The sequence below is a fragment of the Carboxylicivirga agarovorans genome (genome assembly GCF_050589845.1).
Taxonomy (GTDB): Bacteria; Bacteroidota; Bacteroidia; order Bacteroidales; family Marinilabiliaceae; genus Carboxylicivirga; species Carboxylicivirga agarovorans.
The window spans coordinates 441,937-468,783 of the sequence record NZ_JBNGPA010000002.1; the positions used below are offsets into that span (position 1 = coordinate 441,937).

Genomic DNA, 26,847 nt, shown 5'->3' on the forward strand with positions numbered 1-26,847 from the left:
TTTTGAAACCACGGTTTCTTTTTTTTGACCATGCCCCGGTATAGCAAATGCCCGATTGTGATAAACAATTTATGCCTTAACCCATAATTTGCTTGTGATCTCTGGGGTACTGAGACACAGATGAATGTAGAGAAAATAAAAAATCCTATCGCTCATAATCAGAGTGATAGGATTTATTTTGTGCCCAGAACAGGACTCGAACCTGCACGTCATTGCTGACACTGGTCCCTGAAACCAGCGCGTCTACCAATTTCGCCATCTGGGCTGCTATTTCATTTGGTAGCGGATGCAAATGTAAACAAAATGTATAAAAGGTTCTAATAGTAGCTGTGTGTAAGGTATCATTCTTTGTTAACACAAAGCCTCAAAAGGCTTGTGAAAAATGACTTAGGGGGATTAATTTTTTTTTAAATATTTCTGAAAAGACATAAATATTTTAATACCTGCCAATTTCAGTCTGCCTGTTCATTAAATGGTCGATTAAGTTCTTTGCTCTTTATTATGTTCTGAACGACAATTACGGAAGATTGTAACTTCATTTGAAAAATTCATACCCTGAGACGGCTCGCCCATTAATATTATATTAGCTGTATCATTATTAAGTCTATTAAGAGTCTAAATATGAAAAAATGATAGTCGGAATTTTGAAAATAACTTATGTGATTCTGGTAATCGCTTCACTAATCGTCATCATTAAAAGTAATATGAATGCATTAATGAAGTTGTTATGGATGTTAGTGGTTATTCTAATTCCTGTTTTTGGAGGCTTACTATTTCTGGCAATAAGAAGATAATAGGAAAAAGGACCCGTTAACATGGGTCTTATACATTTACAATACAAGAGTAATCAGCTCAGTTATCACTGATTGTAATATCCATTGATTCGTTCATTGTATCAATTACTAAATAGGCTTCTAATTTATCAACGGCAGTCAGGTTCAAATCACTAATTTTAATTCCAAACCTGATAGTAAAAGTTGATCTGACTTCAAGCATTCTTGAATCTGATTTAATTAATTTGAAATAAATATTATCTAGCTCCGAAGGCATTATACCCGTGACATACATTTCAAGATCGTTGATATCCCACAAGCCCCAGTATCCATTATGATACCATTCAAGATGAGCATTAATATTAATGGTTTCCATTGAATAGTAAGAGATTGCCTTTCCATTTACCTGTAGAAATGGATCAACAGGCGGACTAGCCACAGCTTTAATTGTATTGGTAGTAATACCTTGAGTAGAATCCTTATGTGATGCACCCTTTATGTGGCGTGATCTTAAAAAAATCTCAAGCTCCTCTATATTAATTTGTTTGTATGAATTCAAATTGCCACCCTTTTTATCCCAGCTATAACTATCTACTCCATATTTAGTCAATAGAGCTTCGACTTCACTTTTAATTTGATCCTGAGATGTTTCTTTAGTTTCTTTTTTATTACAAGCTGATAAAATGATCAAGCATAATAAGACAAGTTTTAAGTTCATAATTGTCATTTTTAAGAGAGATTACTCACATTGCTTTTCTAAAACATTGAGTCACTGCTTTCATGTACTATTTCGAATGCCTTAATTCTACTGATATCTTGAGCATATGCGCCGCTAAATGCAAAGGCTTTAGTTGGCATTGTTAGCAGGTGTTTTTTAAGGATTCTGTCGATCTTTTGCAGTCAGTTAAGTTCATTGATTGAACCCTCTTGAGTCAGGGGTATTCTCTCCACACAAATCAATAAATTTTCCTATATGGTAAGGAGATACAAGAATTTTTTTTCCTGACTTTAATTTGATTAAAACCAAATTTGTGTCCAATGTACCGCAATATACCCTTATATTCCCCTCTTTTTCGCTGTTAAATAAGCCATAATATCCAAATAAGCCCCCTGATGCAAACTTACGGGTGAACGAACCTAAATCTTGCGGATTAATTTCTTTCAACGAAACAATATCATTTTTTTGAACTTTTATAATACCAATGACTTTATTTATTGCTATAGACTTTGGGCTTACAGAATAACTTGTCGGTGAATAAAAAAAGGTAACGATTATTGGTAAATACATTGAAAATATGACCAAGGCGTTTAATGTATTTATTTTTTTGCCGGATAAATAATAGATTGATACAGATAGTATAAGTAATAGTGATAATACTAAAATATTAATTGTTGTTACAGACTTTGAGTATAACAGATCGATTTCCATTTCCATTTTTCTTTAAATTAAACCTAAGTCAATCATTTTCTGAGTAATTGGCTTTCTAAGCAAAGATTTTAAGTCCTCCGTAGATAATTATCATTTTTAAGAGAGCTTACTCACTTTGCTTTTCTATGTCACGGAGACACTGTTTGTAACTTAACAGTTTCTCATCGCAATTAATTGGACTGGATATTTTCCTGACAATAAAGTCTCCGGTTCTAACATTTACATAAAATAACCGAGTTGTTAATTGAGGGGAATCTTTGTCTTCAATAATAAAAGAGTAGGCATCAAACTTTGGTGCCAAAGCCCATATCTGATCTTTTTTAACACTCATATAGTTTGATTTAACAATACAGGGATATAGCATTAATCTTTTCTTTGTAGTATCTACTAAATTGCTTTCATGTACTATTTCGAATGCCTTAATTCTACTGATATCTTGAGCATATGCGCCAATACATGCAAAGGCTATAGTTAGTGTTGTTAGCAAGTGTTTTTTCATTTTGTTATTAGCTATTAAATTAATTCTTATGCCCCGATCATTTTTGATACCCTAAATGCTTATAACTTGATACCCTATAAACTTATAACCTGATACTCTCTAAACTTATAACTTGATACCCTCTAAGCTTATAACTTGATGCTCTCTAGGCTTATAGCTTGATGCTCTCAACGATTATGGCTTATGAGCTGCAACGACGATAGCTTTGATGTTTTCAAAGCTATCGTCTGTAAATATAAGTAGTTTATTCAACTGAAAGAATAAGACTGAAAACTGATGTTTTAGGAGTTTTTAAAGGTTCATTGGTCCCGCTGTAAGCAGTTGTTAGTTCCAGTTCATAACTGCCAACCGGGACGTCAGGAAGCATGGCTATTATCTGACGTGGCTCATTAACAATAATTTGTTTGATCCGGACAACATCATCGGTATCAATATTTCGAAGTTTCAGGCCAATGTCATCTCCATCACCGCCTATCTTTAGCTTGTTACCAATGATTTGTATAACATTATTGGGTGTAATGCTACTGTCTTTGGCCCCAGTAAGCGCGTCGGTAACAGCTCCGATAACAGGCCCTGTTTCGGCTACCCCCTGTACTTTTACATCGACATTTGCCAATTGCTCGCGCGAGGCCATACCCTTCAGAAAGTTGATTGATAAACTGTGTTTGTCTTTACTAAATTGCTCGGTAGCTGAATTGTATACACCTGAAGTGCCAGCCTTTGCTATGCAAAACGGGGTGTTAATAATAAAACCTTCAGCCACCTTCTCGGCTTTTTTCGTATCAGCCATATCCATGATATAACTAATGGTTTCAACTCTCAATTCAGTTCGTTCTTTGGCTATTTCCCTGGCAATATCATCGTTGGTCAGTACTTGTTGATATTGTACCCGTCCATAATAATCATTGGGGTCGGCTGTAATAAAGTTGGGCTGCAGCGTTAAATACAGTGTTTTCTTTGCCATAACTCGGAAATTTTAAAATTAGTATTGGTATTAGTTATCTGTTGCTTGTCAATTTCATCTGTTTTAATGGCCTCGTTATTAAAGGGTACCATTACAAATTTAGAGGGATAAAAGCATAAAAGAGGTAGTACTTTTCCCCGTTTTATATGGGAATTATTGGTACTCCATTTGCGTAGTGCCATGGGGAAAAGGAGCAAATTCCATACTAATAATTAGTAAATGTGAACTATGTTAAGTAGGTGTGATGTTGGCTGAAAGCTTGTGCTGACATGGGGTAGAGGATTGTTGAGCTGCTGTTTTTGATTTAGTTGCAATAGTGAGTGGAGTGTAAATGTGAATTATATCATGGGAAAGGAGGGGGGAAATTGTAATGGGTTGGTGGGGAGTGGGGTAATATGAGTGCACTGTAGTTTCTTTTAACCACCGTTTGGAGAGATGATTTTACTTTCCTTAACCCATACTGCTATTGGCAGTCTCATAAAGTGGTTTTAAAAATTAGTTTCACGGTATGATGTTTTATGAGAATTCTGTTATATAAACGTGGATAACGTCTATTCTATACACATCAACACATTCTTTCATTTAATCAACAGTTTAATATAATTTATTAACACAACACTTGTTGTTTAATCAAAATATTTAATTTAGTAGCCACTAATCGAAAATAAGCCATCCTGCCTGACCGGGTTAAATGCGGGAGTTAATGGGTGACTAAGCAAATAGAAGAATAAAGTATACGCTATTAGCTACAAGGATGATTATTTTCCGTCTTGTTAATGTTTAATAAAGCATGCGTATATAAATGTTTGAAATATAAATATGTCGCTTTTTTTTCAATTGATAGTGAAATAGTAGGTGATATAACTAAATAGGTAAGCAAAAATGACAACACCTAATGAGTAAATTATTTATCACGATAATTTTATTGAGTATTTTCTTTTTACCCAAGTTATTATTCTCTCAAAATATCAATTTGCGAGATAATTACTTTTCGAACTGCTTATATAATGTAAATCCATCAGCTGCTGGTTACGATGGTGGTTTTATATCGTCACTGAGTATCAGCAAAAAATGGGTAAATATTCAAGATGCACCTTCGGTACAAGTATTTAGTAATAGCTTACGATTTGGGAGTACTGACTTTTATGATGATGAGTACTTTATTTCAAGGCCAATCTTTGACTTTGCGCCCCGTGTTGGTGTTGGTTTAACCCTTTATAACGAAACTTCGGGCCCTATAAAGGAAACAGGTTTTTTATTTGCCTATGCCTACCATATCCCGCTAAATAGAAACAAACTTTCTTTTGGTTTATCAGGTTCATATTCTCAAACTAGTATAAACTCCGTTTTGCTTCAACCGAATAATGAATACGACCCAGAATTATATACAAATACAAAAGACTATTTTCCTTCGATTCAATTTGGTTCCATGTATTATAGTAGAGACTTATTAGTAAGCCTGTCCCTACGCCGAAACTTGATTAGTAATAGCTATTACCAAACTATTACATTTACAAATGTAAACTTGTTCTCATTATACAATTTATATGAAAGTAGCCGTTATTCAATAGAATCGTCAATAATGCTGGACTATACTTACAACTACCAAACAACCATTGATTGCAACCTTAGGTTACATTACTTTAATAAACACTGGTTGCTTATTTCTTTGCGAGATTTCCAAGCCTTTGGTATGGGTATTGGTCTGAGTTTCAATTCTCGAATTCAATTTCAATATCAATTCAAAACCAGCAATTCATCATTTAATAAGCACTTTGTGAGTAGTCACTCGGTTGGCCTCTCATTAAATGTAGAAAGAATAATTCAAAATAGGTAAACGACATGAAAAATATAAATATTCTGATTTTCGTACTATTCATATTTTCATACACCTATGTATTTGGCCAAAAGATTAGTTTTGGACGTTCCAATACCAATGTCTTTTACATTTGTGATGACGGCACAATTTCCGCTATTGGGTGGAACAATAACGGACAGTTGGGTGATGGAAGTAAAATACGCAGAACCTATCCTGTAAAAGTTAAAGGTTTGCAAAATGTAACGGATGTAAATGGAACAGGGTATATGGCTCTTAAATCAGATGGAACCGTATGGCAATGGTATAGAAATGGGGAATACAATTTAAAGAAAATACCAATTGAAAATGTAGTTGATATTAGCTGTAGTTATGCGTCTAGGTTTCATAACGATACTATTATGTATTATTTGGCTGTAAAAGCCGATGGCACTGTTTGGGCCTGGGGAAATCACAATTCAGTTGAACCAGATAATTGGGGATATAACGATTCCATTCAGCAAGTCCCTATTACTAACGTAAAACAAGTAGAAGCTGGCAATAATACAGCAGTTGCTTTATGCAATGATGGGACTGTATGGACCTGGGGAACGAATATAGTTAATGGAAACGGCGAAGTCATAGAATCTGGCCAGCACAGATATAGATATGTCCCGGAAAAAGTACATTCATTAAATAATGTAGTGGATGTGGAGGCTTTCACTTCACTGGTATATGCGCTTAAGAGTGATGGTGATATTTGGAGATGGGGATATATAGGAAGTATTAACAACGAATATTCTCCTGTTAAGATGAATATTTCAAATGTTAACTCAATTAATGTCGAATCATGGATGATTACTGCAATAAACGATAAAGATTCTCTATTTGCATTCTATCATCATAATATTCCTTCTAATTATTACCTGTCAAGTTGGAAATACTTTCAGAAAATAGAAGGTGTGTCAAATGTAAAATTTGCCACCCAAGGAGGTTTAAGTGGTAATGATAGCTATTTTGCGATTACATATGATGATGAAATGTATCGCTGGGGAGATAACAGTAATGGCCGATTAGGAAACTTAACATATTACGATATAGAATATCCAGAACATATGCCGCGCCCTTGTTTATCTGTAGATTGTGATACCATTACAAAAGAATGGGATACGCTGGTACTTGATACGCTGGTGCAACCAGGAAAACCAGTGACATTAAGGTGTTCTGAATCTGAAGCGGACCTATACTGGTGGTACCCACAAAATAAAATTATAAGTAACAGATATGCTCAGGAGGTATCAGTCAGCATTACCAAGGATAGCGAATTTGAAGCTGTTTTGATGGATACTTATGGATGCATGAGAAAAGAAAGGTTTAACCTAAGGAAGTTATGTGATACAACCTCCACAATAGTATTGGACACGGTGTTAAATAAAGGCTCAACAATACAGTTAAACCCTGGGCCTGGAATGATATATACAGTATACAATTGGACACCTGACTCTAATCTCAGTTGCAAATGTAAGAATCCAATAGCGACAATAGTCGATTCTGTTACTTATACAGTTACTTATGACGATGAATATAGGTGTAAAAGAAAGGAGAAGTTTATTATTCGAACTCCCAATTGTGATACGATAGTCCCTTACTATGATAAGCTAATGACGGATACAGTAATAGAGCCAGGAAGTCAGATTCAATTATTTTCTTCAGATGCTGTTTCTCATTCATGGACACCACAAAAAGGTCTTAGTTGTACAGATTGTCAAAATCCGTTGGTCGATATAAACACAGACGCAGAATATACAGTTACTTTAACTGATGACAACTCATGTAATTGGACAGAAAGATTTAAGATAAAATATAACTGCGATACTACTTCACTTTATAATCCGATTATTAAACAGGATACTATAATTGGCCCAGAAACAGAAGTCCAACTTTACCCTACACTGGGTTCTGATTACTCATGGTTTCCTGAAGATGGTTTAAGTTGCACTACTTGTCAAAGTCCAACAGCTTATATTGATGATTCTTTTGAATACCAAGTAACTTACAGAGATAGCCTTAACTGTTTTGTAAAGGAACAATTCATTTTTAGATTAAGAAATTGTGATACAATTGTTATCGCTAATGATATACTGCAACTAGATACCATCATTAATTACCAAACGACATTTAATTTATATGCTAAAGAGGGGCAAATAAACTACGAATGGTTACCCTTTGAAGGGTTAAGTTGTACTGACTGCCAGAGCCCTTTGGTTTCTATTAATGAATCAAGAGAATATTCAGTTATCTCATATGGTAAATATAAGTGCCCATTAACGGAGAGGTTTAAAATATCTAAAGAAACTATTGATGTTTTCATCCCTAATGCAATTACACCAAATAACGATGGCATAAACGACAGATTTGAAATTGCAGGTTTAATTCCTGGCTCTACATTACAAATTTATGATAGTTCAGGTCACCTTGTTTTTAAGTCTACCGATTATGATAACAAATGGCAAGGTACAGACCTAAGTGGAAATAAGATACCCCATAACAACACATATTGGTACTTGTTACAAACACCTAAAGGCGAAATTTATAAGGGTTGGGTATTTGTAAAATAGCAAATTAAACAAATGCATAGGCATAACAATTGTCGAATATAGAATAAGTTTGCTGTTGGCGCCTAGGTAAACCATTTTCAGGTTAGACTACACAATGTTTGTTAAAGTCTCACCAAACCCAGGTTTTAATCGACTAGGATGAAAGGTGAAGTCCAGATAGTTTTTTTTCTCCCTTATGCCTTATCGGTTTACAAGGACTTTAATACAATGTAAACCTTGTTACTTGTTATTTTACGGCGTTTTATGTAGTCGAGTTTACAGGTTTACGCGTTTACAAAGAAAAATTGTCCAACCATCATGTCTTTGTTTCACTAGAAACTAAAAATACTAGAACAAATATTGAAGGTTTAGCAATGTTGCTTGCACTAAACTAAAAAAGACTTACAAATTAAATTTGTAAGTCTTTGATATGCAATTGTCGGGATGACAGAAAGCCAACCTTATCTTGTAAGTTGCAGTGATTCAGAAGTATATCAACTTGAATTCATTTCAGGTAACCGAATAGGTAACGGTTTCAGCAGAAATATTAAATAATCCTGTGTTAATAATCTAAATAAGAACGTTTTGATGTAAAGTTAAGCAAAATATTGCAAAAAGGTGTAAAGTAAGACGATAGTAATTTATCCGAGGCGGGACTTTATCTTTCCTCACAACGCTTATATATTCAGTAAGTTATAACTGTCAAATTTTAGTGGTCACCCATTGGTCACTTTTGATATAATTGACTACAAACAAAGGTAAGAAAAATTTAAGGTAGGCTTTGGGAATTAAGTTTAGCTTTTTTAACTGAATTAATTATTGCGATGTAATTAGATTTTAAGATCGATAACTATTCACTAAATCGGTCTATTATTTCAAGCGCACCGATGATTCTTTTATCTTAAAACTACCGCTTAATTTAATCAGTAGAATTCCTCGAGGCTTGCCTCGGGTCGTAATAGAGGAAAGTTTGAAAACCTAAAGGTTTTCATAACGTTTTGAAAAAACGTATTTTAGTTGTTATGGACGAACAGGTTTACAAACGTCATAATGAAACACTGCTGCTGTTTCATTTAGTTTTCCCTGTAAAATATAGACGAAAAGTAATCAATGGAAAAATAAGTGATTATATAGAGGAAGTATGCCTGGAAATAGGAGAACGTTATGAGATACAGTTTGTTGAAATAGGTACAGATGAAGATCATGTTCATTTTTTAGTACAGAGTGTTCCCACAATGGCAGTTTCTAAAATAGTACAAATAATAAAGATCATTACTGCACGTGAAGTATTCAAGAATTATCCAGAAGTAAAGAACAACTGTGGGGAGGAAATTTTTGGACAAGTGGTTTTTATGCCAATACAGTCGGTCAATATGGGAACAAGGATGTTATAAGAAAATATGTAGAAAATCAAGGTAGGGAATACAAGCAGAAGCATGCGGAGCAGCTTCGCTTGTGGTAGCCGATACCTCGGAGTTTGTTCCGGGGTCATTCATTTTTTTGGGGTATCTGAATATTCGATTCTAACTCCTGAAGCAATAACTTAGCTGCTGTTTGTCCCATCTCGTAAGTTGGTTGATTAACTGTAGTTTAGGATGGTTTTATGACCTCAGAGAGGTGTGAGTCAGAGAATCCTACAATGCCAACGTCATCTGGTATTTTGATGTTGTTTGCCTTCATGACTAACATGGCACCAAGAGCTATTGGGTCGTATACGGCAAAAATAGCTTCAGGAACTTGTTTGTTTTCAATCAATTTTCTCATAGTTGCTTTGCCGTGTTCCATATCAACGCCTTCCGTTTCAATTATTTGTTCGTCGCTGACAAATAAGTTGTGTTTAATCATGGCATCCTTAAAGCCTTTTGCGCGGGCTAAAGAAAAGGATAAGAATTTTGGACCCATAAAATGGACAATGTTTTTATAGCCTTGCAGTATTAAGTGCTCGGTGGGCATAAATGCCCAGGCGTGATCGTCCAAAACAACTTTAGCTGATTGTAATTTGTCAATAATTCTATTAAACTGAATGATGGGGAATTTCTCTTCAAGTAATTTTTTGTAGTAGGTAACCTTTTGCGTTTCGGCACTGAAGGAGATGATGAGGCCGTCCACCATATTATTATACAATGTTTTTACATTGGATAATTCTGTTTCTGCATTTTCATTCGACTGCATTATTAATACCTGATAGCCCTTGGGGATCAATATGTTTTGTATCCCTGTTATCACATCAGGGAAGAAAGCGTTCCGAAATTCAGGTACGATCACACCGATATTGTGAGTTTTATTCTGTTGTAATTATGTATTTGAAGGTCAGGGACACGGGCTTTTTAGTCAGAAAAAGAGTGAGTTAACCGAACCCATCATGCTGATTTATTACCACTGGCATCGCTTCTTGGCTCAGCAGGGGTTTGTAAAAAGGCCGAAAAAACTTAAAAGTGAGTATGATATGGTTCTATCAGACTATCAGTTCTAAAAACAATTGAATCAGATTCCTTTCGAAATGTTTTTTCATTTTAGTTAAATGGAATGTTATATTTAAAGTTTAATGAATTGAAGCAATAAAATTGTTACAGGATAAATTTCATGAACGAATCCAATATAATACAAGCCATTTTTAAAATTGACGGCAGGCGAAAGGAGCCAAAGTCAAAACAAATCATAAACTCTGTTGCGGAAGCGGTAAAAAAAGAAATCCTGCAAATAGGAGAGTGTCTTCCTTCCTTGAATAATGTCAGTTTTGAACTGGATGTTTCTAGAGATACAGTTCAACGGGCGTATGTAGGTTTATGTGACAGGGGTATCATAGAGTCTGTTCCCGGAAAAGGATTCTTCGTTAAAGCCAAACCTTCTGATTCGGCCCTGAAAATACTTTTGGTATTTAATAAATTAACCGCCTATAAAAAATCCATATACAATTCTTTTATGCGTATGATGAATACGCAGGCTAACATCGATTTTCATGTTCATGATTATGACCCCAATCGTTTCGACCAAATAATAAAATCCAGCCTGGATAACTATGATTATTATGTGATCATGCCTTTCTTTTATCACTACGATAAGAAGATTTTAGATATTTTTAAACTCATTCCCAAAGATAAACTGGTATTGGTGAATAAGGATGTTCAATTTTTGGACTACGAATATCCTGTTATATATGAAGATTTTGAAAATGATATTTGTGAAGCCTTGTTACCGGCTTTAAATGAAATACGAAACTATAATCGTATTGTTCTGGTTTATCCATTGGACCCAATGTCAAATCGTGAAATAATCTCCGGATTTGAGCACTTTTGCAAGGGGCACCAATTGAATCATGAAGTCCGTATCGGGATGTCGGATATCAGCCTCGAAGAAAAAGAATTATACATCATTATTGATGATGATGACCTGGCTGAGTTCATTAAGCTATGCAGGGATCAAAAGTTAAATGTAGGAACCGATATTGGTATTGTTTCCTATAATGAAACGGTTTTAAAAGAAGTGCTTGCTGAAGGAATAACCGTTATCAGTACCGATTTTGCTTATATGGGAGAAAAACTGGCCTGGCTGATTCTGAGTAAAGAAAAAGTAAAAATCAAAAATCCATTCAGGATGATCAGGAGAAAGTCCTTTTAAAAACTTTTTTTAATATAAAATACACAGCATCTCTATTTTAGATTAATTGCCTGTAAGGTAGTTTGTTTGCGGGTGATCTCCTTTTGAATATAGCTATTTTGTTTGCCCTTTGTTCAGCACTGTTCAGTACTGTTTTTCTGCATCGGCATTGTAAAATTGTATCGTAGATATAAAAAGTAAAATTTAAAATAATACGATATGAAGTCAATGATGTTAACCGGCATTAGGGAAATGGAGATGCAGGAAGTCCCTACGCCTGAATTAAAAAATGATACGGATGTATTGATCCGCTTAAAAGTGGTGGCTGTTTGTGGTTCTGATGTGCACTACTATGTTTCCGGAAAAATAGGAAGTCAGGTGGTGCAATATCCTTTTCCGGTAGGGCACGAATGTGCAGGTGTGGTGGAGAAGGTTGGATCTGCTGTAACCAAAGTAAAGGCGGGAGACCGAATAGCTGTTGAGCCTGCTATGTCCTGTGGCGAATGTGACCAGTGCAAAGCAGGAAGACCACATACTTGCCGTAAACTAACTTTTCTGGGGTGCCCCGGGCAGGCCGATGGGAGTATGTCCGATTTTATTGTGATGCCCGAACATTCATGTTTCCCCGTTCCGGATACCATGTCTTTTGATGAAGCTGCAATCTCCGAACCTCTGGCTATTGGGGTATATGCAGTCAATAGATCCATACCGATGAAAGGAGCCCACGTTGGAATATTAGGTTTTGGACCTATCGGAATGAGTGTGCAATTGCCTGCCATGGTCAAGGGTGCTGAGAAGGTATATGTAAGCGACAAAATCGATGAACGATTACAGATTGCACGAAATGCTGGCGCAACATATGCCGGCAATGTGGAAACTACAGATATTGTAAAAGACATAAAGAAATTGCACCCGGAAGGTTTAGATGTTGTTTTTGAATGTTGTGGGCAAAAGGAAGCCATTGATCAGGCATTTGAGTTATTGAAACCTGGTGGCGTCTTAATGCTAATAGGAATACCTGAGTTTGATCGTTGGAGCCTTCCGGTGGACAAAGGTCGTCATAAAGAGGTGACGATTATTAATGTTCGTCGTCAGAACGGTGCGCTGGAAGAAACCTTGCAGATGCTGGAGGATGGAACTGCCGATGTAAGTAAAATGGTCACCCATCGTTTTTCTTTTGAGGAGTCTCAGAAAGCATTTGACCTGGTTGCTTCTTATGGTGATGGTGTTATGAAAGCTATGATTGATTTTTAAAATAGTGTTATTAGAAAAAGCCAATAACTTCGTTACGCTCATCTTGAAAACAGTCGTTTACGAAAGAAAACTCCTTGATTTTCAAAATTTCGCAAGCCTTGTTCTTGGCATTTTTTTAAAAACACTTGATGGTTATATAGTTTTCGTAGAAAAATTAAATATGAGTAAAGAAAAAATAAATCAGCTGGAACAGAACCTGAACTCTTTTGATGCAAACGAGAGAATGGATGCACTTATCCAACTACAAACCTTGGTTGAGATAAACAAAAATGGCTTGCAAAATGTAAATATGCATTTTCACTCTTTCAACTCTTATAATGCCGAATTCTGGTCTCCGGAACGCATAGCCTGGGAGGCAAGGAAGAATTCATTATATGCATCAGGTATTATTGATTTTGATGTATTGTTGGGTTTGGAAGATTTTTTAAAGGCAGGGGAGTTATTGGGATTAAGAACCAGTGTTGGAATTGAAACCCGGGCATTTATGCATGAATATGCCGATAAGGAAATTGATTCGCCAGGCGAACCGGGAGTCAGCTATATTGCCGGAACAGGATTTTATAAATTACCCGATACAAATTCTGAGCAAGCACATACCCTGGAAAGTTATAACAAAAAGGCTGCATCACGTAACATGGACTTAATAGCACGTATTAATCCAAATGTACCGTTAATTGCCATTAATTATGATGAGGTCTTATCACTTACTCCATCAGGTAATGCGACTGAAAGGCACATTATTTCCGCATACATTAAAAAAGCATCAGAGGTTTTCCCGGAAAAGAATAATCTAACAACTTATTGGGCAGGAATCCTTGGTCTTAGTTTGGAGAAGACTGCTGAGTTGATTGCGTCGGGACATAAACTTGAAGATGTGGTACGTTCGAAATTTGCGAAACGTGGCGGTTTTGGATATGTTCAGCCGTCTGCCGATACCTTTCCGCCTGTTGAAGAATTTTTTGCCTTTGTTAAGTCCTGCGGAGCGATACCTATGGAATCGTGGCTGGATGGAACAAGCGATGGCGAAAAAGATGGTAAAGCATTGCTCGAACTTTCAAAATCGAAAGGGGCAGCGGCACTAAATCTGATTCCAGACAGAAACTGGAATATTGCTGACAGTAAAGTAAAAGCCGTAAAAACACAAAATCTCAAGAAGATCATCGAAACGGCTGTAAGCATGGATATGCCTATTCATATTGGTACAGAAATGAATAAAAAGGGGCTGCCTTTTGTTGATGACCTAGGTGGTGCAGATCTGAATCCCTACAAAGAAATCTTCTTAAATGGCGCACGCATTATTGTGGGACATACCCTGTTGGCACGTTTTGCCGATTTTACCTATCTGGGTGAAAAAGCTGCGCAAGAGTTTGGCAGTATGAAGCAAAGGAATGCCTTTTTTGCCTCAGTAGGTGCTTTGCCAGCCGTACAGAGTAAGATTGCAAATGTACTGCGTGAAGCAGGAGAAGAAAAATCATTCAGTATTATCTGTGACTCTGCCAAACAGGGAGAATGGGTCATTTAAAAAGAAGATAAAATTAATTCTCACCAGTTAATACATTGTTGATCTGGCAGAGTATTGGTCTATTATCTTTTATCTATTAGTCTAACATCTTATTAAAGAATATGAAAGCAGCAGTAATAAAAAATCCTGGAAATATAGTTGTAGAAGAATTTATATCTCCTATACCAGGTGAAGGAGAAGTATTATTAAAAGTGGATGCCTGTGCCATTTGTGGAACAGATCAGCGTGTCTTAAAGGGTGAAAAACCTGTTGATGTACCCATTGTTGGGCACGAAATAAGTGGAACAGTTGCCGGTTTGGGCAAAGGTGTTTCAGGATTTAAGGAAGGAGAACGCTATGCTGTACAAACTGTAATTGGTTGTGGCGATTGTCCTATGTGTGCCATTAGTCGCGAGAACCTTTGCGAAAATGGGTTTAAAGCCATCGGTTACCAGTGGAACGGCGGATTTGCAGAATACATGATCATGCCTAAAGTTGGTGTTGATCAGGGCTGTTTAATACCGGTTAGTGATAAAATGACGGACGAAGAGGCTACTATTCTTGAACCACTAAGTTGCTGTATAAACGGTATGCGTATTATACCTCTTGAAGATGCACAAAGTGTAATCGTTTTTGGAGGAGGTATTATTGGCGTGTTAAATGGTTTGGTAGCTAAAGCACGTGGGGCAAAATCTGTGACCATCATCGATGTTTCTCAGGATCGGTTGGAACTTTTGGCGAGCTTAAACCTGCCCTTCGATCATTATGTCAACAGTGCAACTACCTCGCCGGAGGAATGGGTAAAAGAGAATACCAACGGAAGAGGAGTGGATGTTGTGGTAGTGGCGGCTTCTGTCAAGTCCTTGGTTAAACAAGGTATGGACTTGTTGGCACGTGACGGACACCTATCCATTTTTGCAGGTATGCCCAAGTCAGACCCAACCGATGTACTTGATTTGAACCTGATCCATTATCCCGAACTGCATATCCATGGAGCAAACAGTTCTGTGAAAAGAGATTATATCGAAGCAGAGCAAATGATCTCCTCAGGGTTAATAGATGCATCAGCCTTAGTTACGCATGTTTTTTCATTAGATGAATTTAACGAGGCTGTCAATATTCAGAGTAATCCTAAATCGGGAGCATTAAAAGTCATCATTAGACCTTAAGGGTATTGAACCTATAACTGGCGCGACCTTAAAGCTCGTGTCAAAAAAAACAATCTTAAATGAGTTATTTAAAAAAATACGAAAAAGAAGTAAGCGCTTTTTTAAAAGTCTGTCATCAATTGTCGGCAAAAATGTTCGTTACGGGGTTTGGTGGAAACCTGGCCTGGAAATTAGAAGAGGATGTAATTCTAATCACTCCTACAATGATGAATAAGGGCGACATTCAAAAAGAAGACCTGGTATTCATTAATGGTGAAGGAGACACAAAAGAAGGGAAAAAAAGACCCACCGGTGAGAAATCAATGTACCTGAAATTCTTTAAGGAGCGCCCTGATATTGTATCTGTTATTCATTGTCATGCTCCAAATGCTTGTTCTTTTGCGATCATGGAAGGGGAGCATCTGATGAAACCGTACTATCCGGAATTAACACATGAAGTTGGACCAGTACCAATAGTGCCATATGGTGAGCCCTTGAGTCAACTTTTGGCGGATAATTTTTCTAATTACCTTCAGAAGTACAACAATTTCCTCATGGAAAATCATGGCCTGGTATCTATGAGTCCACTGGGTGTTGATTGGACTCATATGAATGTAGAATTGTTAGAGATGTCATGTTATTCTTTAATACAGGCAATGGCTTCTGGTCAGCCTTTGAAGACACTCACAAAACAAGATGTTAAAGACTTGGACAATGTTGTGCTTAAAAGAGATTGCCCTATGTTTGGTGCACCTGGAGTTCATTCGTCTTTGGTTGATCTTTATTTCCCAAATGAAGTTGTTCTTTCTTAGTTTGAAATGCTTTAATTATGAATTTCGACCAACTAAAAGATTCACTTGAAGGCGATCTGTTTACTGATAATGTGCAGCGTGTTTTATACTCAACAGACGCTTCGCAGTATAAAGAATTGCCTTTGGCGGTATGTAAACCTAAATCGGCAGCTGATATCAAAATGTTAATTGCCTTTGCCCGGGAGAATAAAACATCGCTTATTCCCCGTGGCGGAGGTACTTCTTTGGCCGGCCAGGTTGTTGGATCAGGAATTGTGGTGGATATCTCCAAGTATATGAATAATATACTGGAGTTCAATAAAGAAGAAAACTATGTTATTGTTGAGCCTGGAGTGGTTCTGGCTGAGTTAAACCAGTTTCTGGCTAAACACGGTATGCAGTTTGGTCCCGAGACCTCAACCGCTAATCGCTGCGTCATTGGTGGTATGTTGGGAAATAATTCCTGTGGCTTGCATTCATTGGCATACGGTAGTGTGCGTGAACATGTTTTGGAGGTAGATGCTATACTTTCCGATGGTTCAGAAACCACCTTTAAACCACTTAACAAAGAGGAGTTTGATGCCAAATTGAATGGCAATTCCAATAAACTGGAAAAAGCCATTTATGAAAATATTAATGAGATATTAGCCGGAACTGAGAACCAAAAGGAGATAAGGGAACAATTTCCTGCTCCAGAGCTTACGCGTCGCAATATGGGCTATGCCATAGATGTATTGCTCGAATCTGAAGTCTATACAGAAGGCGGCGCACCTTTCAATTTTTGCAAACTATTGGCGGGCTCAGAGGGTACGTTGGCCTTTTCGCAAAGGATAAAACTGAATGTTATCCCGCTTCCTCCAAAATATAAAGGATTGGTTTGTGCTCATTTTGAAACTTTAAATGAATCACTGCTTGGTAATTTAGTGGCACTAAAACATGGTCCTACAGCTATAGAACTAATGGATGATGCCATTATGCAATGCACCAAAGCCAATAGGGAACAAAACCTTAATCGCTTTTTTGTTAAAGGCGATCCGGGTGCAATGCTCATGATTGAGTTTTCTTTTGAAACAGAAGAAAAACTCAAAGCTACTGCCGAAGCCTTAGAAAAAGATATGCGGGAAGCTGGCCTGGGTTACCATTTTCCGCTAGTTACGGGTGCAAAAAATATCAAGCGCGTGTGGGCTTTACGAACTGCCGGTCTTGGTTTGCTGGCTAATATTCCCGGCGACAGAAAAGGTGTTCCAGGTATTGAAGATACAGCAGTAGCTCCTGAATATTTGCCTGATTATGTGGTAGATATAAAGAGGGTGCTGGCGGAGCTGGGTTTGGAAAGTGTTTTTTATGCACACGTTGCCACCGGGGAAATTCACTTTCGTCCGCTCATTAATTTCAAAGACCCAAAAGATGTTGAGCGTTTTGATACGCTAATGACAGAAACGGCAAAACTTGTTAAGAAATACCAGGGTTCTATGAGTGGAGAACATGGTGACGGACGAGCACGCGGAAAATTTATACCGTATATGCTGGGCGAAAAAAGCTATGAGTTTGTGAAAGCCCTTAAAAAAGCCTGGGACCCGGATAATGTCTTTAATCCTGGGAAAATTACAGATACACCTCCAATTACTGAAAACCTAAGAGTAACTCCCGGTAACCCGACTCCTGAGTTCAAAACGCATTTTGATTTCTCTAGGAATAACGGCTACATGCGCAGCATTGAAAAGTGCAATGGCACCGGCGATTGTCGCAAGAGTGAACTGATAGGAGGAACCATGTGTCCAACCTATATGGCGACACGCGATGAGGACAAAAGTACACGTGGGCGGGCCAACATCTTAAGAGAATTTTTATACTCCACAGACAAAACAAACCCTTTCGATCACAAGGAAATATATGATATTTTAGATTTGTGCATCTCCTGTAAAGCCTGTAAAAATGAATGTCCATCGAATGTGGATATGTCTAAAATGAAGGCTGAGTTTATGCAGCATTACTATGATATTCACGGTATCCCATTGCGCTCAAAATTGGTTGCTTTCCTGCCACGACTTAATAAACTGGCAATGGTATTTCGTCCTGTTTCCAATTTTGTGATGACTACTTCAGTGTTGAAAAGGGCTATTGGTTTTTCAAGCAAACGCAGTGTGCCACTGCTTTCAAAAATGACCTTGAATAAATGGTTCGAAAAAGGCGTGCCACAAATGGAAAAGGAAATCAAAGGCCGCATTTATCTGTTCAACGATGAATTTACCAATTACAACGAAAGTGATATCGGAATCAAAGCCATATTATTACTAACTAAGTTGGGATATGAAGTGAAAATACCAATGCATAAAGAAAGCGGCCGGACATTTCTTTCAAAGGGACTGGTTCGCATCGCTAAGAAGGTTGCCACAGAAAATGTTAATCGCTTAAAAGAGATCATTTCAGCAGAGACCCCATTGGTGGGTATCGAACCTTCAGCAATTCTGGCTTTTCGCGATGAATATCCTGAACTGGTCGACAAAGAGCTTCAGCCTGCAGCAGGTGACCTGGCAAAAAATGTACTTTTATTTGAAGAGTTTATATCAGCAGAAATTGACAAAGGAAATATTAAAGTGTCTGATTTTACAGATGATGAAAAACATATTTTGTTGCATGGACATTGCCAGCAAAAGGCTGTGGCCTCTACCAAGCCATCAAAACAAATGTTATCACTGCCGTTAAACTATCATGTAAAAGAAATCCCATCTGGTTGCTGCGGAATGGCAGGCTCTTTTGGATACGAAAAGGAGCATTACGAATTATCCATGAAAATTGGGGAGATGGTGCTGTTTCCTTCTGTCCGTATGGCAGAAGAAAAAATGATTATTTCGGCTCCGGGAACTTCATGCCGTCATCATATAAAAGATGGAACCGGAAAAACGGCATGGCATCCGGTAGAGGTATTGTATGATGCCTTAGCAGATAATAACAGTCATTCATCTAACAACTAAATCTTAGAAACAAAATAAAAATAAACGAATGAAAAATACCAGACAAATAGAGCAAATGTATTCCCTGGCAAAAGAACAGTATGCTGAAGCAGGAATTGATACAGATCAAATATTAACGCAAATGCAAAAAATAGCCATCTCCTTACATTGTTGGCAAACCGATGATGGGGGTGGATTAGAATACGATGGCGCTGAGCTTTCCGGAGGAGGTATTCAGGCAACCGGAAATTTTCCGGGAAAATCACGGAATATGGGTGAGGTGCGCCAGGACCTTGAAAAAGTGTTTTCACTCTTGCCTGGAAATCATCGTTTAAACCTTCACTCTATTTATGGCGATTTCAGCAAGGGCTTGGTTGAACGCGATCAGTTCGGGCCCGAACATTTTGAAAGTTGGGTTGAATGGGCCAAAAAGCAAAATATAGGGATGGATTTTAACTGTACGCTTTATTCGCACCCTAAATCAGAATCGGGTTATACCTTATCTGATCTGAACAAAGAAACCCGTGATTTCTGGATTCAGCACGTCAAACAATGCCGTAAAATAGCTGCTTATATTGGAAAGGAATTGGGGAGCAGATGTGTGCATAATATTTGGATTCCAGATGGTTCGAAGGATGTGACCGTTAATCGCTTTAAGCACCGTGCCTTTTTAAAAGATTCGTTAGATCAGATTCTGGCTGAGCCGCAAAATCCCGAATATATGGCCGATGCTGTTGAGGCTAAACTTTTTGGTATTGGAGTGGAAGCTTTTACTGTAGGATCGCATGAATTCTATTTGGGTTATGCCGTAGATAAAAAGATGATGCTATGTCTCGATATTGGTCACTTCCACCCAACCGAGCAGGTGTCGGATAAAGTATCAGCAGTTTTTCAATTTATTCCCGAACTATTGTTCCATGTTACCCGTCCAATTCGTTGGGACAGTGATCATGTTGTAACACTCAGTGATGAAGTACGTAATTTATTTGAAGAGATCGTTTGGGCTGACAAACTCGATAAAGTAAACATTGGGCTCGATTTCTTTGATGGCAGCCTAAACCGCATTGGTGCCTATGTTGTGGGTACACGTGCTGCACAAAAGGCGATTCTTATGGCTTTGCTAAATCCAAGCGATGAAATACGATCCTACGAAGAAAAAGGGAAAAACTTCGAAAAACTAGCCAAGATGGAAGAAGCCAAATCTATGCCATTTGGTGCCATATGGGATTATTTCTGCCTGAAAAACAATGTTCCTGCAGGAGATGATTATATCGCGGAAATTCAGGAATATGAAAAAAACATATTGAGTAGGCGATAAATCCGGGCGAATATGGCTATTCGGGATCTCTCGGATCATATTTCCAGCCTTTTGGGGCATAATAGCAAAGATGTATATTCAGGCGATTTCAGAAGTGCCGCTAAAATAAAAAATATGAGGTTAATCGTGATTGGTCAGCCTCATTTGTTTTTCATAACTATATTATTGCTGTAAATAGACGAATATCAGTCACGAAAGGGCATACCGATCTCATTAATGAAATTTATTTTCGATAATTGATTTAGGCTGCTATGATTGCTTGATTCTGCATTCGTCTGCCTATTTCAAGGGCATTGCCAACATGGATGCCCATGAATATCCAGAGAGTCTCAGTGTCTTTTTTTCGGGCTTTAATTCGATTCAAGTAATAATGTTGCTTATCCTTTCCAAAACTACCTTCCAGGCGTGTTGCCCGCTCCTTTTTAATTTGTGCTGCCAATTGCTTACGGTGATGTTCGTGTTTGCCAGCCCGTCCTTTTCTCACAAAATCAGTTCGGATATTGTTAAAGGAGGCAAACCTTCGGTTAGCATTGGTAGCATAAATAGCATCTGCACCAATGATCTTTACTTTTGTATGAGTCAATGATTGAGCAAAGTATACCGATGACTTAAAATGAGTTCCTTCATTAAAGGCATCAAAACTAAGGTGCTCAATAAAACTGATGCCATTAATTTGTATTTTATTGACCTTGGCACCGAACTCTACAGCTTTCGTTTCTTTACCTCTGACAATGGGCCGAATATAGCTTTTTGAAAGACTGACAATCCGGTCTTCTGGTGATTTGCCCGTTGCAAACCTATAGCTTTGCTGCTTCAATACTTTTTCAATGATAGCGTATTGAGTATAATATCTTTCAGGCATTTGAACATCCAGCTGCTTAAGCATGACAACCAGTTCTTCCAGAAGTTTTTTAAGCAATTTCAATAATCCCCTGGTAATAGCAGTGCGTTCTTTTTTCGACTTCCGACGTTTACGACTATAGTTCCAATAGCGCTGTTTCCACTTATTATACTTGCTACGAGGCATGGCTTGTTTGCCATATGAGCAAAGTAGCTTCAACTGATTCTGGCACCAATCAGTAGCTTCCCATAGCAACTTCTGATCGGTTGGAAAACGTAAGCTGCTTTCGTAACAGGTGGCATCAGTGACAACCTGATCTAACTCTTCCATATAAGGCAGCCAATGCTTGGCTAAACACTTTTGTACTTTGTCAATATCCAACTTGGCTGACAGCTCGCATCGTATTTGACTAATGATTTTAAAATTATTGATTTGTTCTCCAATGCCGAGCAGTAAACGACAAAATAGCTGGTAATGGATATTGGAGTTTAACTGCTCCATTAAACGTTCATCTGAACAGCAGGCATAGTTCTTTAGAAACATTAAAGCTAGTTTACCTTGGGGGCTAAATATACAGTCTGGCCCCATTTTACTTTCAGTGATGCCGAATGAATCAACTAGCTCATCCCATGGGATGGCTTGGTAAATTTTGCCTAATGAAGTAGCAAGAAATTGATTGTAGACAAGCTGGAAATTATCTTCAATAGAAAAAAGTGGATGATGAGCCTGAAATTCTGGAATACTTTGTAATTTTATCACTAAGAGAAAAAAAGTAAACCCCGATTTATGGCAAAAGTGCCTGTTTTCGGGGTTTTGTTATACTTTTAAGATAGTGATAATTATCTAATTATCAAAGATGTAAATCAACTTCTGAATATCCCTATTCAAATAGATACCCCGTAAGCTTTCGACTGGGTATCTATTTGAATTACATATAAAGTCTGTTTGGGGGAATGGACTGCATATTACTGGCTTCGTCATCTGGATATATTTTGTTTTAACGATTTTTCTCTTTGTATTCTTTAGGGGTATTACCAACATGTTTTTTGAAAGCAGTAGAGAAGTTGGATTGCGAACTAAAGCCTAATTTATAGGCAATTTCTGAAATTGATAATTCATCTTGTTTTAGAAATTCTACAGCTTTATTAAATCTTATTTTTTGGGTGTATTCTTTGTACGAGATTCCGATGAGAGCTTTAAATTTTTTGTAAAGACTAGATTGGCTTAACCCCATTTCTCGACTCAGAGAAACCACACCGTAATCTTTGTTAGCCAGATTCTCAGAGATGATATAAGTCACTTTTTCTATAAATTCTTTATCTCTTGGATGCATTGCGATAGGGGTATCATTCACCTCTTCTGAGTCGGTTGTTTCTAATGATGCATTCCGTTTTTTGATGTTTTGTCTTATTGTTAAAGTGTTATTAATAATGGCAAACAAACTCTCTGGAACAAAAGGCTTACTAACATAATTGTCAGCCCCTGTTTTATAACCTTCTAATTGACTCTCAATGTCAGATTTCGCCGTCAATAGAATGATGGATATATGACAGGTGTTTATGTTCGATTTAAGCTTTCTACACAGCTCTATGCCATTCATTTCTGGCATCATAACATCACTAATAATGAGGTCGTAATCATTGTCATTAGCCATTTTTAGACCTTCTCGTCCATTAATAGCACTATGCACATTGTAATTCTCTTGCAATAGAGATGACAGGTAATCGCGTAGTTCATCATCATCCTCAACAATGAGTAAATGAGGTGTGTTCTCCTTAAAAGATGTTTTTTGCTCAAAAGGCGTATGGCTATCGCTTAACGGCAAGATGCTGTGCCCTTGCAAGCCCTGTGGTCGCCCCATGATTGTGTGTTCTTGCAGCTGGCTATTGGGCTCCTCAAAAGGGAAAGTGAGGAGTGCTTCTGTACCCACACCTTCTTCACTATTTATCTCAAAACTGCCACCATGAATTTCGATCAAACGTTTAGCATAGGCAATGCCTATGCCTGAACCATCGATATGTTCAGTGCCTGATCCTCTTACAAAGCGGGCTGTTATTTTACTGATTGTTTCACTTGTCATGCCAGAACCAGTGTCTCTAATGATTATTTTGATGTTGGTGTTTTCAATTTTTAGGTAAGTGAAAACTTGTCCTCCTTTGTTTGTATATTTTAAGGCATTATGAATAATGTTATTAACGATTTTTTCAATTTTATCTTTGTCAAAATAAGCCACACAAGTATTCATCTCAGATTTAAACTGTAAATTAATACCTTTTTGTTTAGCAAAGTCTGAGAAGAGTTCAACTGTATAAGCAACGCTTTGGACAATGTCAGCATTTTCTTTATAGAGCGGAAGTATGTCCTGCTCCATTCGTCTGAAATCGATGAGTTGATTAACTAAGTTCAATAAACGGTTTGAGTTATTGTGAATCTTGTTTAACTTCTTCTTTATGCCTGAGTTACCATGCAGGTGGTGGTCGGCCATAATCTCTCGTATTGGAGAAATAATAAGCGTAAGAGGTGTTTTAAACTCATGCGAAATATTAGTAAAAAAATTGACTTTCAGCTGGGTTAATTTTTCGTTTTGTTCTTTCTTAAGTCGTTCTAACGCTAAAGCATTTTTCATCTTTTGCTCATGGAGAATAAAGAGTCGTGATAAGTAGGTGATGGCTAAAATAATTAGGACATATAGGGTATAAGCCCACCAGCTCAACCAAGGCGGTCGTTTAATGATAAACGAAAACTCAGCACTATCTTCAGACCATATATTTTCGTTGTTAGTGGCAATTACCTTAAATGTATATTTTCCAGGAGGAAGTTTTGTATAAGTAACTTGATTGAGTTCTCCAACGTGTTGGAAGTCATTATCCAGGCCAATTAGTTTGTAGGCATACTGACTTTTACGTATTCTGGAGTAATTGAGGGTAGAATAATCAATACTTATGGTGTTTTCATTATACTTTAATTCTATGGGAGTGCCATTTAAAATAGCTGACTTTATTATAGTATTATTATTGTCGTGTGTTACTGCGCCATTGTTAACCGCTACGTTCTCAATATATAAAGGCAATTGAGTTTTAAAATTCTTTACCACATTGGGGTCGAATGCAACAATTCCATCTATTTTACCAAAAATTATTTGTCCATCTTCGGTCTTATAAGAACTGTTATCCAGAAATTCGCTATTGTTCAGCATGTCTGATAGAGTGTGGTTGCTTATCTCTCCACTAGAGTGGTTTAATTTTGAAATACCCAATTTTGAGGTCAACCATAAATTGTTGTCATTATCTTCTTCTATAGAGAGAATGTTATTGGAGGGGAAGCCTTGCTCTGTTGAATATTGAATAAAAGAATCTGTTTCACTTTCGTAGCAAAATAAACCATTGAATTCAGTACCCACCCATAGCTTGTCTTTGGAATCAACAAAAAGAGTTTTATAACGATACTCTGGCAGGTTGGGATAACGAGTGTTGCTGATATGCTCAAAATAGTTATTCTCGTTTTTTTTGTATAAACCATTAAGTGATGAGAGGACATACACCTCCCCTTTTCTGGTTTGCTCAATATTTACGATAGAAGGTATAAATTGGGGTTGATACTGGGTTATTTTTTCTGTTTCGGGGGCCATTGAGAAAATCTCATTAGTAGAACTAAACCATACTTGATCATCATTTCCTAATTCTATGTCACTTACTACTCTTTCCGCTAGAAATTTATAATTGTCGATTTCATAATAGTGTACTTTCTTTGCTTTCGTTTCGATTCTAGCTAAGGTTGAATAACCGCCACCAACCCATATATCTCCATTCTTTCCCTCCGTTATAGATAGTATAGAGATATCTTCTAATTTTTCTGCGTTTTTAAATAGAGATCCAATGCTTACGGGTTTCTGGTTTTTATCAAAGGCTAATAGGCCATTGTTCCATGTTCCAACTGTCCAAATTCCAGAATCATCTATGGATAAGCCTTCCACGCGCGAACTTGTTTCCTGAAGGTAGTTGTTTATTTTGGCGTGTTTAATCGTTTGGAAGGTTGTTTCAGAATATATGCATATTCCGCTATTGAAAGTGCCAAACCAAAGTTTATTTTGACTTCCGCTAGCACCACATGTAAAAGAATTTCCGGAAAATATCTCCACTTTAGGTGTGAAATCTAAGCCTGCCTTAATCTCGGAATACTTGATGAGCTGCTTTCCTCCCAACCAAACATCACCCATTCTACTTCTTATGGCAAATTGAATATTCAAGTCCTGCTGATTGTCAAGTCCTAAATATAATGGCTGTATTTTTTTACTCTTTTTGTTGAGCGTGAAAATACCGTGCCTGGCACACAACCAAAGGGTCTGATCATCGTATTCAAAGATGTGGTTAATATTCCCATAAGCGGGAGAGTTGAATAGGCTAAGTTTATTATTATTATAATCATAAAGGTAAAGGTGCTCCTGGGCGGCGACAAGCAAGGAGTTGTCATCTAACTGAACAACTGCACTGGCGCTAAATTCGGTTTCATTTTCAGGGAATATATGTTTATAACCAGTTGAATCGACACGACAAAGTTCACCAGTGTAACTCACCCAGATGTTCTCGTAGGAGTCTTTGTAGATATCCCTGATATATCGATTGATTAATTTTTCTTCAGAGTGAGTTTTTACTAGCACAAACTTATCATTCTCTCTATCATACCGGTACAAGCCATCGGACCATACGCCAAGCCATAATGTACTATCGGGGGCTTCGTAAAGACAAGTGATTTGATGGTAGCGCAGACCATTATCTTTTCCATCATCACTGCGGTAGGTCACAAACTCATACCCGTTATATTTGCAAAGTCCTTCTTCTGTGCCAAACCATAAGTATCCTTTGTAGTCTTGAAGAGCAGAAATGATGTAGCTGTTGGGCAGCCCATCTTTTCTGTCGAGGTATGAAAAATTCTCGTCAAGAATGTTCTTGGATAATATGTGGGAGGTAAAAGTAAATAAGAATAAAACCAGTAGAGCTTTAATTATTGAAGTGTAGCGTATGCTAATCAAATCCATATAGAGGAGTACTAATTGTAATTATTAATCAAGTTTTGTAAAAATACATTTATTTGTTTTTGAAATCATAAAAGTACTGTTTTTAAAACATTTTATACAGCAAGTCAAAATAGCTAATGCTTCTAAAACTCTTTATTTTACTAGTGTTGTAGCTTTGCTTTATTCTTTTTATGGTTTTAAATATGAGTGGTGTAATAAGTGTTGTTGTGGTCAAAAAAAACAATTTTCAAACATAAAAAACGAATTTTAACACATCTTCTTTTTCTTTTTATGACTTATTTGCATCATCAGAATTTACAGTTTATTTGGTCTGGCTTTTTGATAATAAAAAGGTCATTTATAACAACAATT

17 protein-coding genes, 1 tRNA gene and 1 pseudogene are annotated in these 26,847 nt (G+C 37.2%); 11 read left to right on the forward strand and 8 right to left on the reverse strand.

Features of this window, described 5'->3' with window-relative positions; translation table 11 throughout:
• Positions 1–181 precede the first annotated feature (181 nt).
• Positions 182–265, reverse strand: a tRNA-Leu gene (locus ACRD69_RS03960).
• A gap of 364 nt (positions 266–629) precedes the next feature.
• On the opposite strand from ACRD69_RS03960, the gene ACRD69_RS03965 reads away from it, so the two are divergent.
• Complete coding sequence (locus tag ACRD69_RS03965; RefSeq protein WP_430813767.1) at positions 630–794, forward strand: PLD nuclease N-terminal domain-containing protein; 165 nt, start codon at positions 630–632, stop codon at positions 792–794.
• Positions 795–852: 58 nt separating this feature from the next.
• Here ACRD69_RS03965 and ACRD69_RS03970 read toward each other — a convergent pair whose 3' ends face one another.
• The 4 genes from ACRD69_RS03970 to ACRD69_RS03985 all read right to left on the reverse strand — a co-directional run bounded on the left by ACRD69_RS03970 (position 853) and on the right by ACRD69_RS03985 (position 3,665).
• A complete protein-coding gene (locus ACRD69_RS03970) occupies positions 853–1,491 on the reverse strand; it encodes a hypothetical protein (RefSeq protein ID WP_430813768.1) in 639 nt (212 codons plus the stop codon).
• Between the two features lie 192 nt (positions 1,492–1,683).
• Positions 1,684–2,208: a PH domain-containing protein gene (locus ACRD69_RS03975; protein WP_430813769.1), complete on the reverse strand. Its 525-nt coding sequence runs from the start codon at positions 2,206–2,208 to the stop codon at positions 1,684–1,686.
• Between the two features lie 100 nt (positions 2,209–2,308).
• Complete coding sequence (locus tag ACRD69_RS03980; RefSeq protein WP_430813770.1) at positions 2,309–2,701, reverse strand: hypothetical protein; 393 nt, start codon at positions 2,699–2,701, stop codon at positions 2,309–2,311.
• Between the two features lie 244 nt (positions 2,702–2,945).
• Entirely contained in the window at positions 2,946–3,665 is a 720-nt protein-coding gene (locus tag ACRD69_RS03985) for a DNA-binding domain-containing protein (protein ID WP_430813771.1), read from the reverse strand.
• Positions 3,666–4,560: 895 nt separating this feature from the next.
• Between ACRD69_RS03985 and ACRD69_RS03990 the strand changes: the two genes are divergently transcribed.
• The 3 genes and pseudogenes from ACRD69_RS03990 (at position 4,561) to tnpA (ending at position 9,519) form a co-directional block, all read left to right on the forward strand.
• Complete coding sequence (locus tag ACRD69_RS03990; protein WP_430813772.1) at positions 4,561–5,502, forward strand: PorP/SprF family type IX secretion system membrane protein; 942 nt, start codon at positions 4,561–4,563, stop codon at positions 5,500–5,502.
• A 5-nt stretch (positions 5,503–5,507) separates the two neighbouring features.
• Positions 5,508–8,078 (forward strand): T9SS type B sorting domain-containing protein, encoded by a 2,571-nt coding sequence (locus ACRD69_RS03995; protein WP_430813773.1) that lies wholly within the window; start codon positions 5,508–5,510, stop codon positions 8,076–8,078.
• 1,001 nt (positions 8,079–9,079) lie between these two features.
• Positions 9,080–9,519, forward strand: a pseudogene (tnpA, locus tag ACRD69_RS04000) (IS200/IS605 family transposase).
• Positions 9,520–9,647: 128 nt separating this feature from the next.
• On the opposite strand, the gene ACRD69_RS04005 reads toward tnpA, so the two are convergent.
• A complete protein-coding gene (locus tag ACRD69_RS04005) occupies positions 9,648–10,328 on the reverse strand; it encodes a substrate-binding domain-containing protein (protein ID WP_430813804.1) in 681 nt (226 codons plus the stop codon).
• A gap of 312 nt (positions 10,329–10,640) precedes the next feature.
• Between ACRD69_RS04005 and ACRD69_RS04010 the strand changes: the two genes are divergently transcribed.
• The 7 genes from ACRD69_RS04010 to ACRD69_RS04040 all read left to right on the forward strand — a co-directional run bounded on the left by ACRD69_RS04010 (position 10,641) and on the right by ACRD69_RS04040 (position 20,620).
• Positions 10,641–11,675, forward strand: a complete 1,035-nt coding sequence (locus ACRD69_RS04010; RefSeq protein ID WP_430813774.1) for a GntR family transcriptional regulator — start codon at positions 10,641–10,643, stop codon at positions 11,673–11,675.
• Between the two features lie 198 nt (positions 11,676–11,873).
• On the forward strand, positions 11,874–12,908 hold the full coding sequence (locus ACRD69_RS04015) for a zinc-dependent alcohol dehydrogenase (RefSeq protein ID WP_430813775.1): 1,035 nt from the start codon (positions 11,874–11,876) through the stop codon (positions 12,906–12,908).
• 160 nt (positions 12,909–13,068) lie between these two features.
• The gene (locus ACRD69_RS04020; protein WP_430813776.1) at positions 13,069–14,430 is read left to right on the forward strand and encodes a hypothetical protein; all 1,362 of its coding nucleotides are present in this window, start codon (positions 13,069–13,071) and stop codon (positions 14,428–14,430) included.
• 101 nt (positions 14,431–14,531) lie between these two features.
• The gene (locus ACRD69_RS04025) at positions 14,532–15,578 is read left to right on the forward strand and encodes an alcohol dehydrogenase catalytic domain-containing protein (RefSeq protein WP_430813777.1); all 1,047 of its coding nucleotides are present in this window, start codon (positions 14,532–14,534) and stop codon (positions 15,576–15,578) included.
• Positions 15,579–15,637: 59 nt separating this feature from the next.
• Positions 15,638–16,369: a class II aldolase/adducin family protein gene (locus ACRD69_RS04030; protein WP_430813778.1), complete on the forward strand. Its 732-nt coding sequence runs from the start codon at positions 15,638–15,640 to the stop codon at positions 16,367–16,369.
• Positions 16,370–16,386: 17 nt separating this feature from the next.
• Entirely contained in the window at positions 16,387–19,323 is a 2,937-nt protein-coding gene (locus ACRD69_RS04035) for an FAD-binding and (Fe-S)-binding domain-containing protein (protein ID WP_430813779.1), read from the forward strand.
• A 28-nt stretch (positions 19,324–19,351) separates the two neighbouring features.
• The gene (locus ACRD69_RS04040) at positions 19,352–20,620 is read left to right on the forward strand and encodes an L-rhamnose isomerase (RefSeq protein ID WP_430813780.1); all 1,269 of its coding nucleotides are present in this window, start codon (positions 19,352–19,354) and stop codon (positions 20,618–20,620) included.
• Between the two features lie 241 nt (positions 20,621–20,861).
• Here the strand turns inward: ACRD69_RS04040 and ACRD69_RS04045 are convergent, their stop codons facing one another.
• Complete coding sequence (locus ACRD69_RS04045; RefSeq protein WP_489685664.1) at positions 20,862–22,220, reverse strand: transposase; 1,359 nt, start codon at positions 22,218–22,220, stop codon at positions 20,862–20,864.
• 238 nt (positions 22,221–22,458) lie between these two features.
• The gene (locus ACRD69_RS04050; RefSeq protein ID WP_430813782.1) at positions 22,459–26,496 is read right to left on the reverse strand and encodes a hybrid sensor histidine kinase/response regulator transcription factor; all 4,038 of its coding nucleotides are present in this window, start codon (positions 26,494–26,496) and stop codon (positions 22,459–22,461) included.
• Between the last annotated feature and the right edge of the window lie 351 nt (positions 26,497–26,847).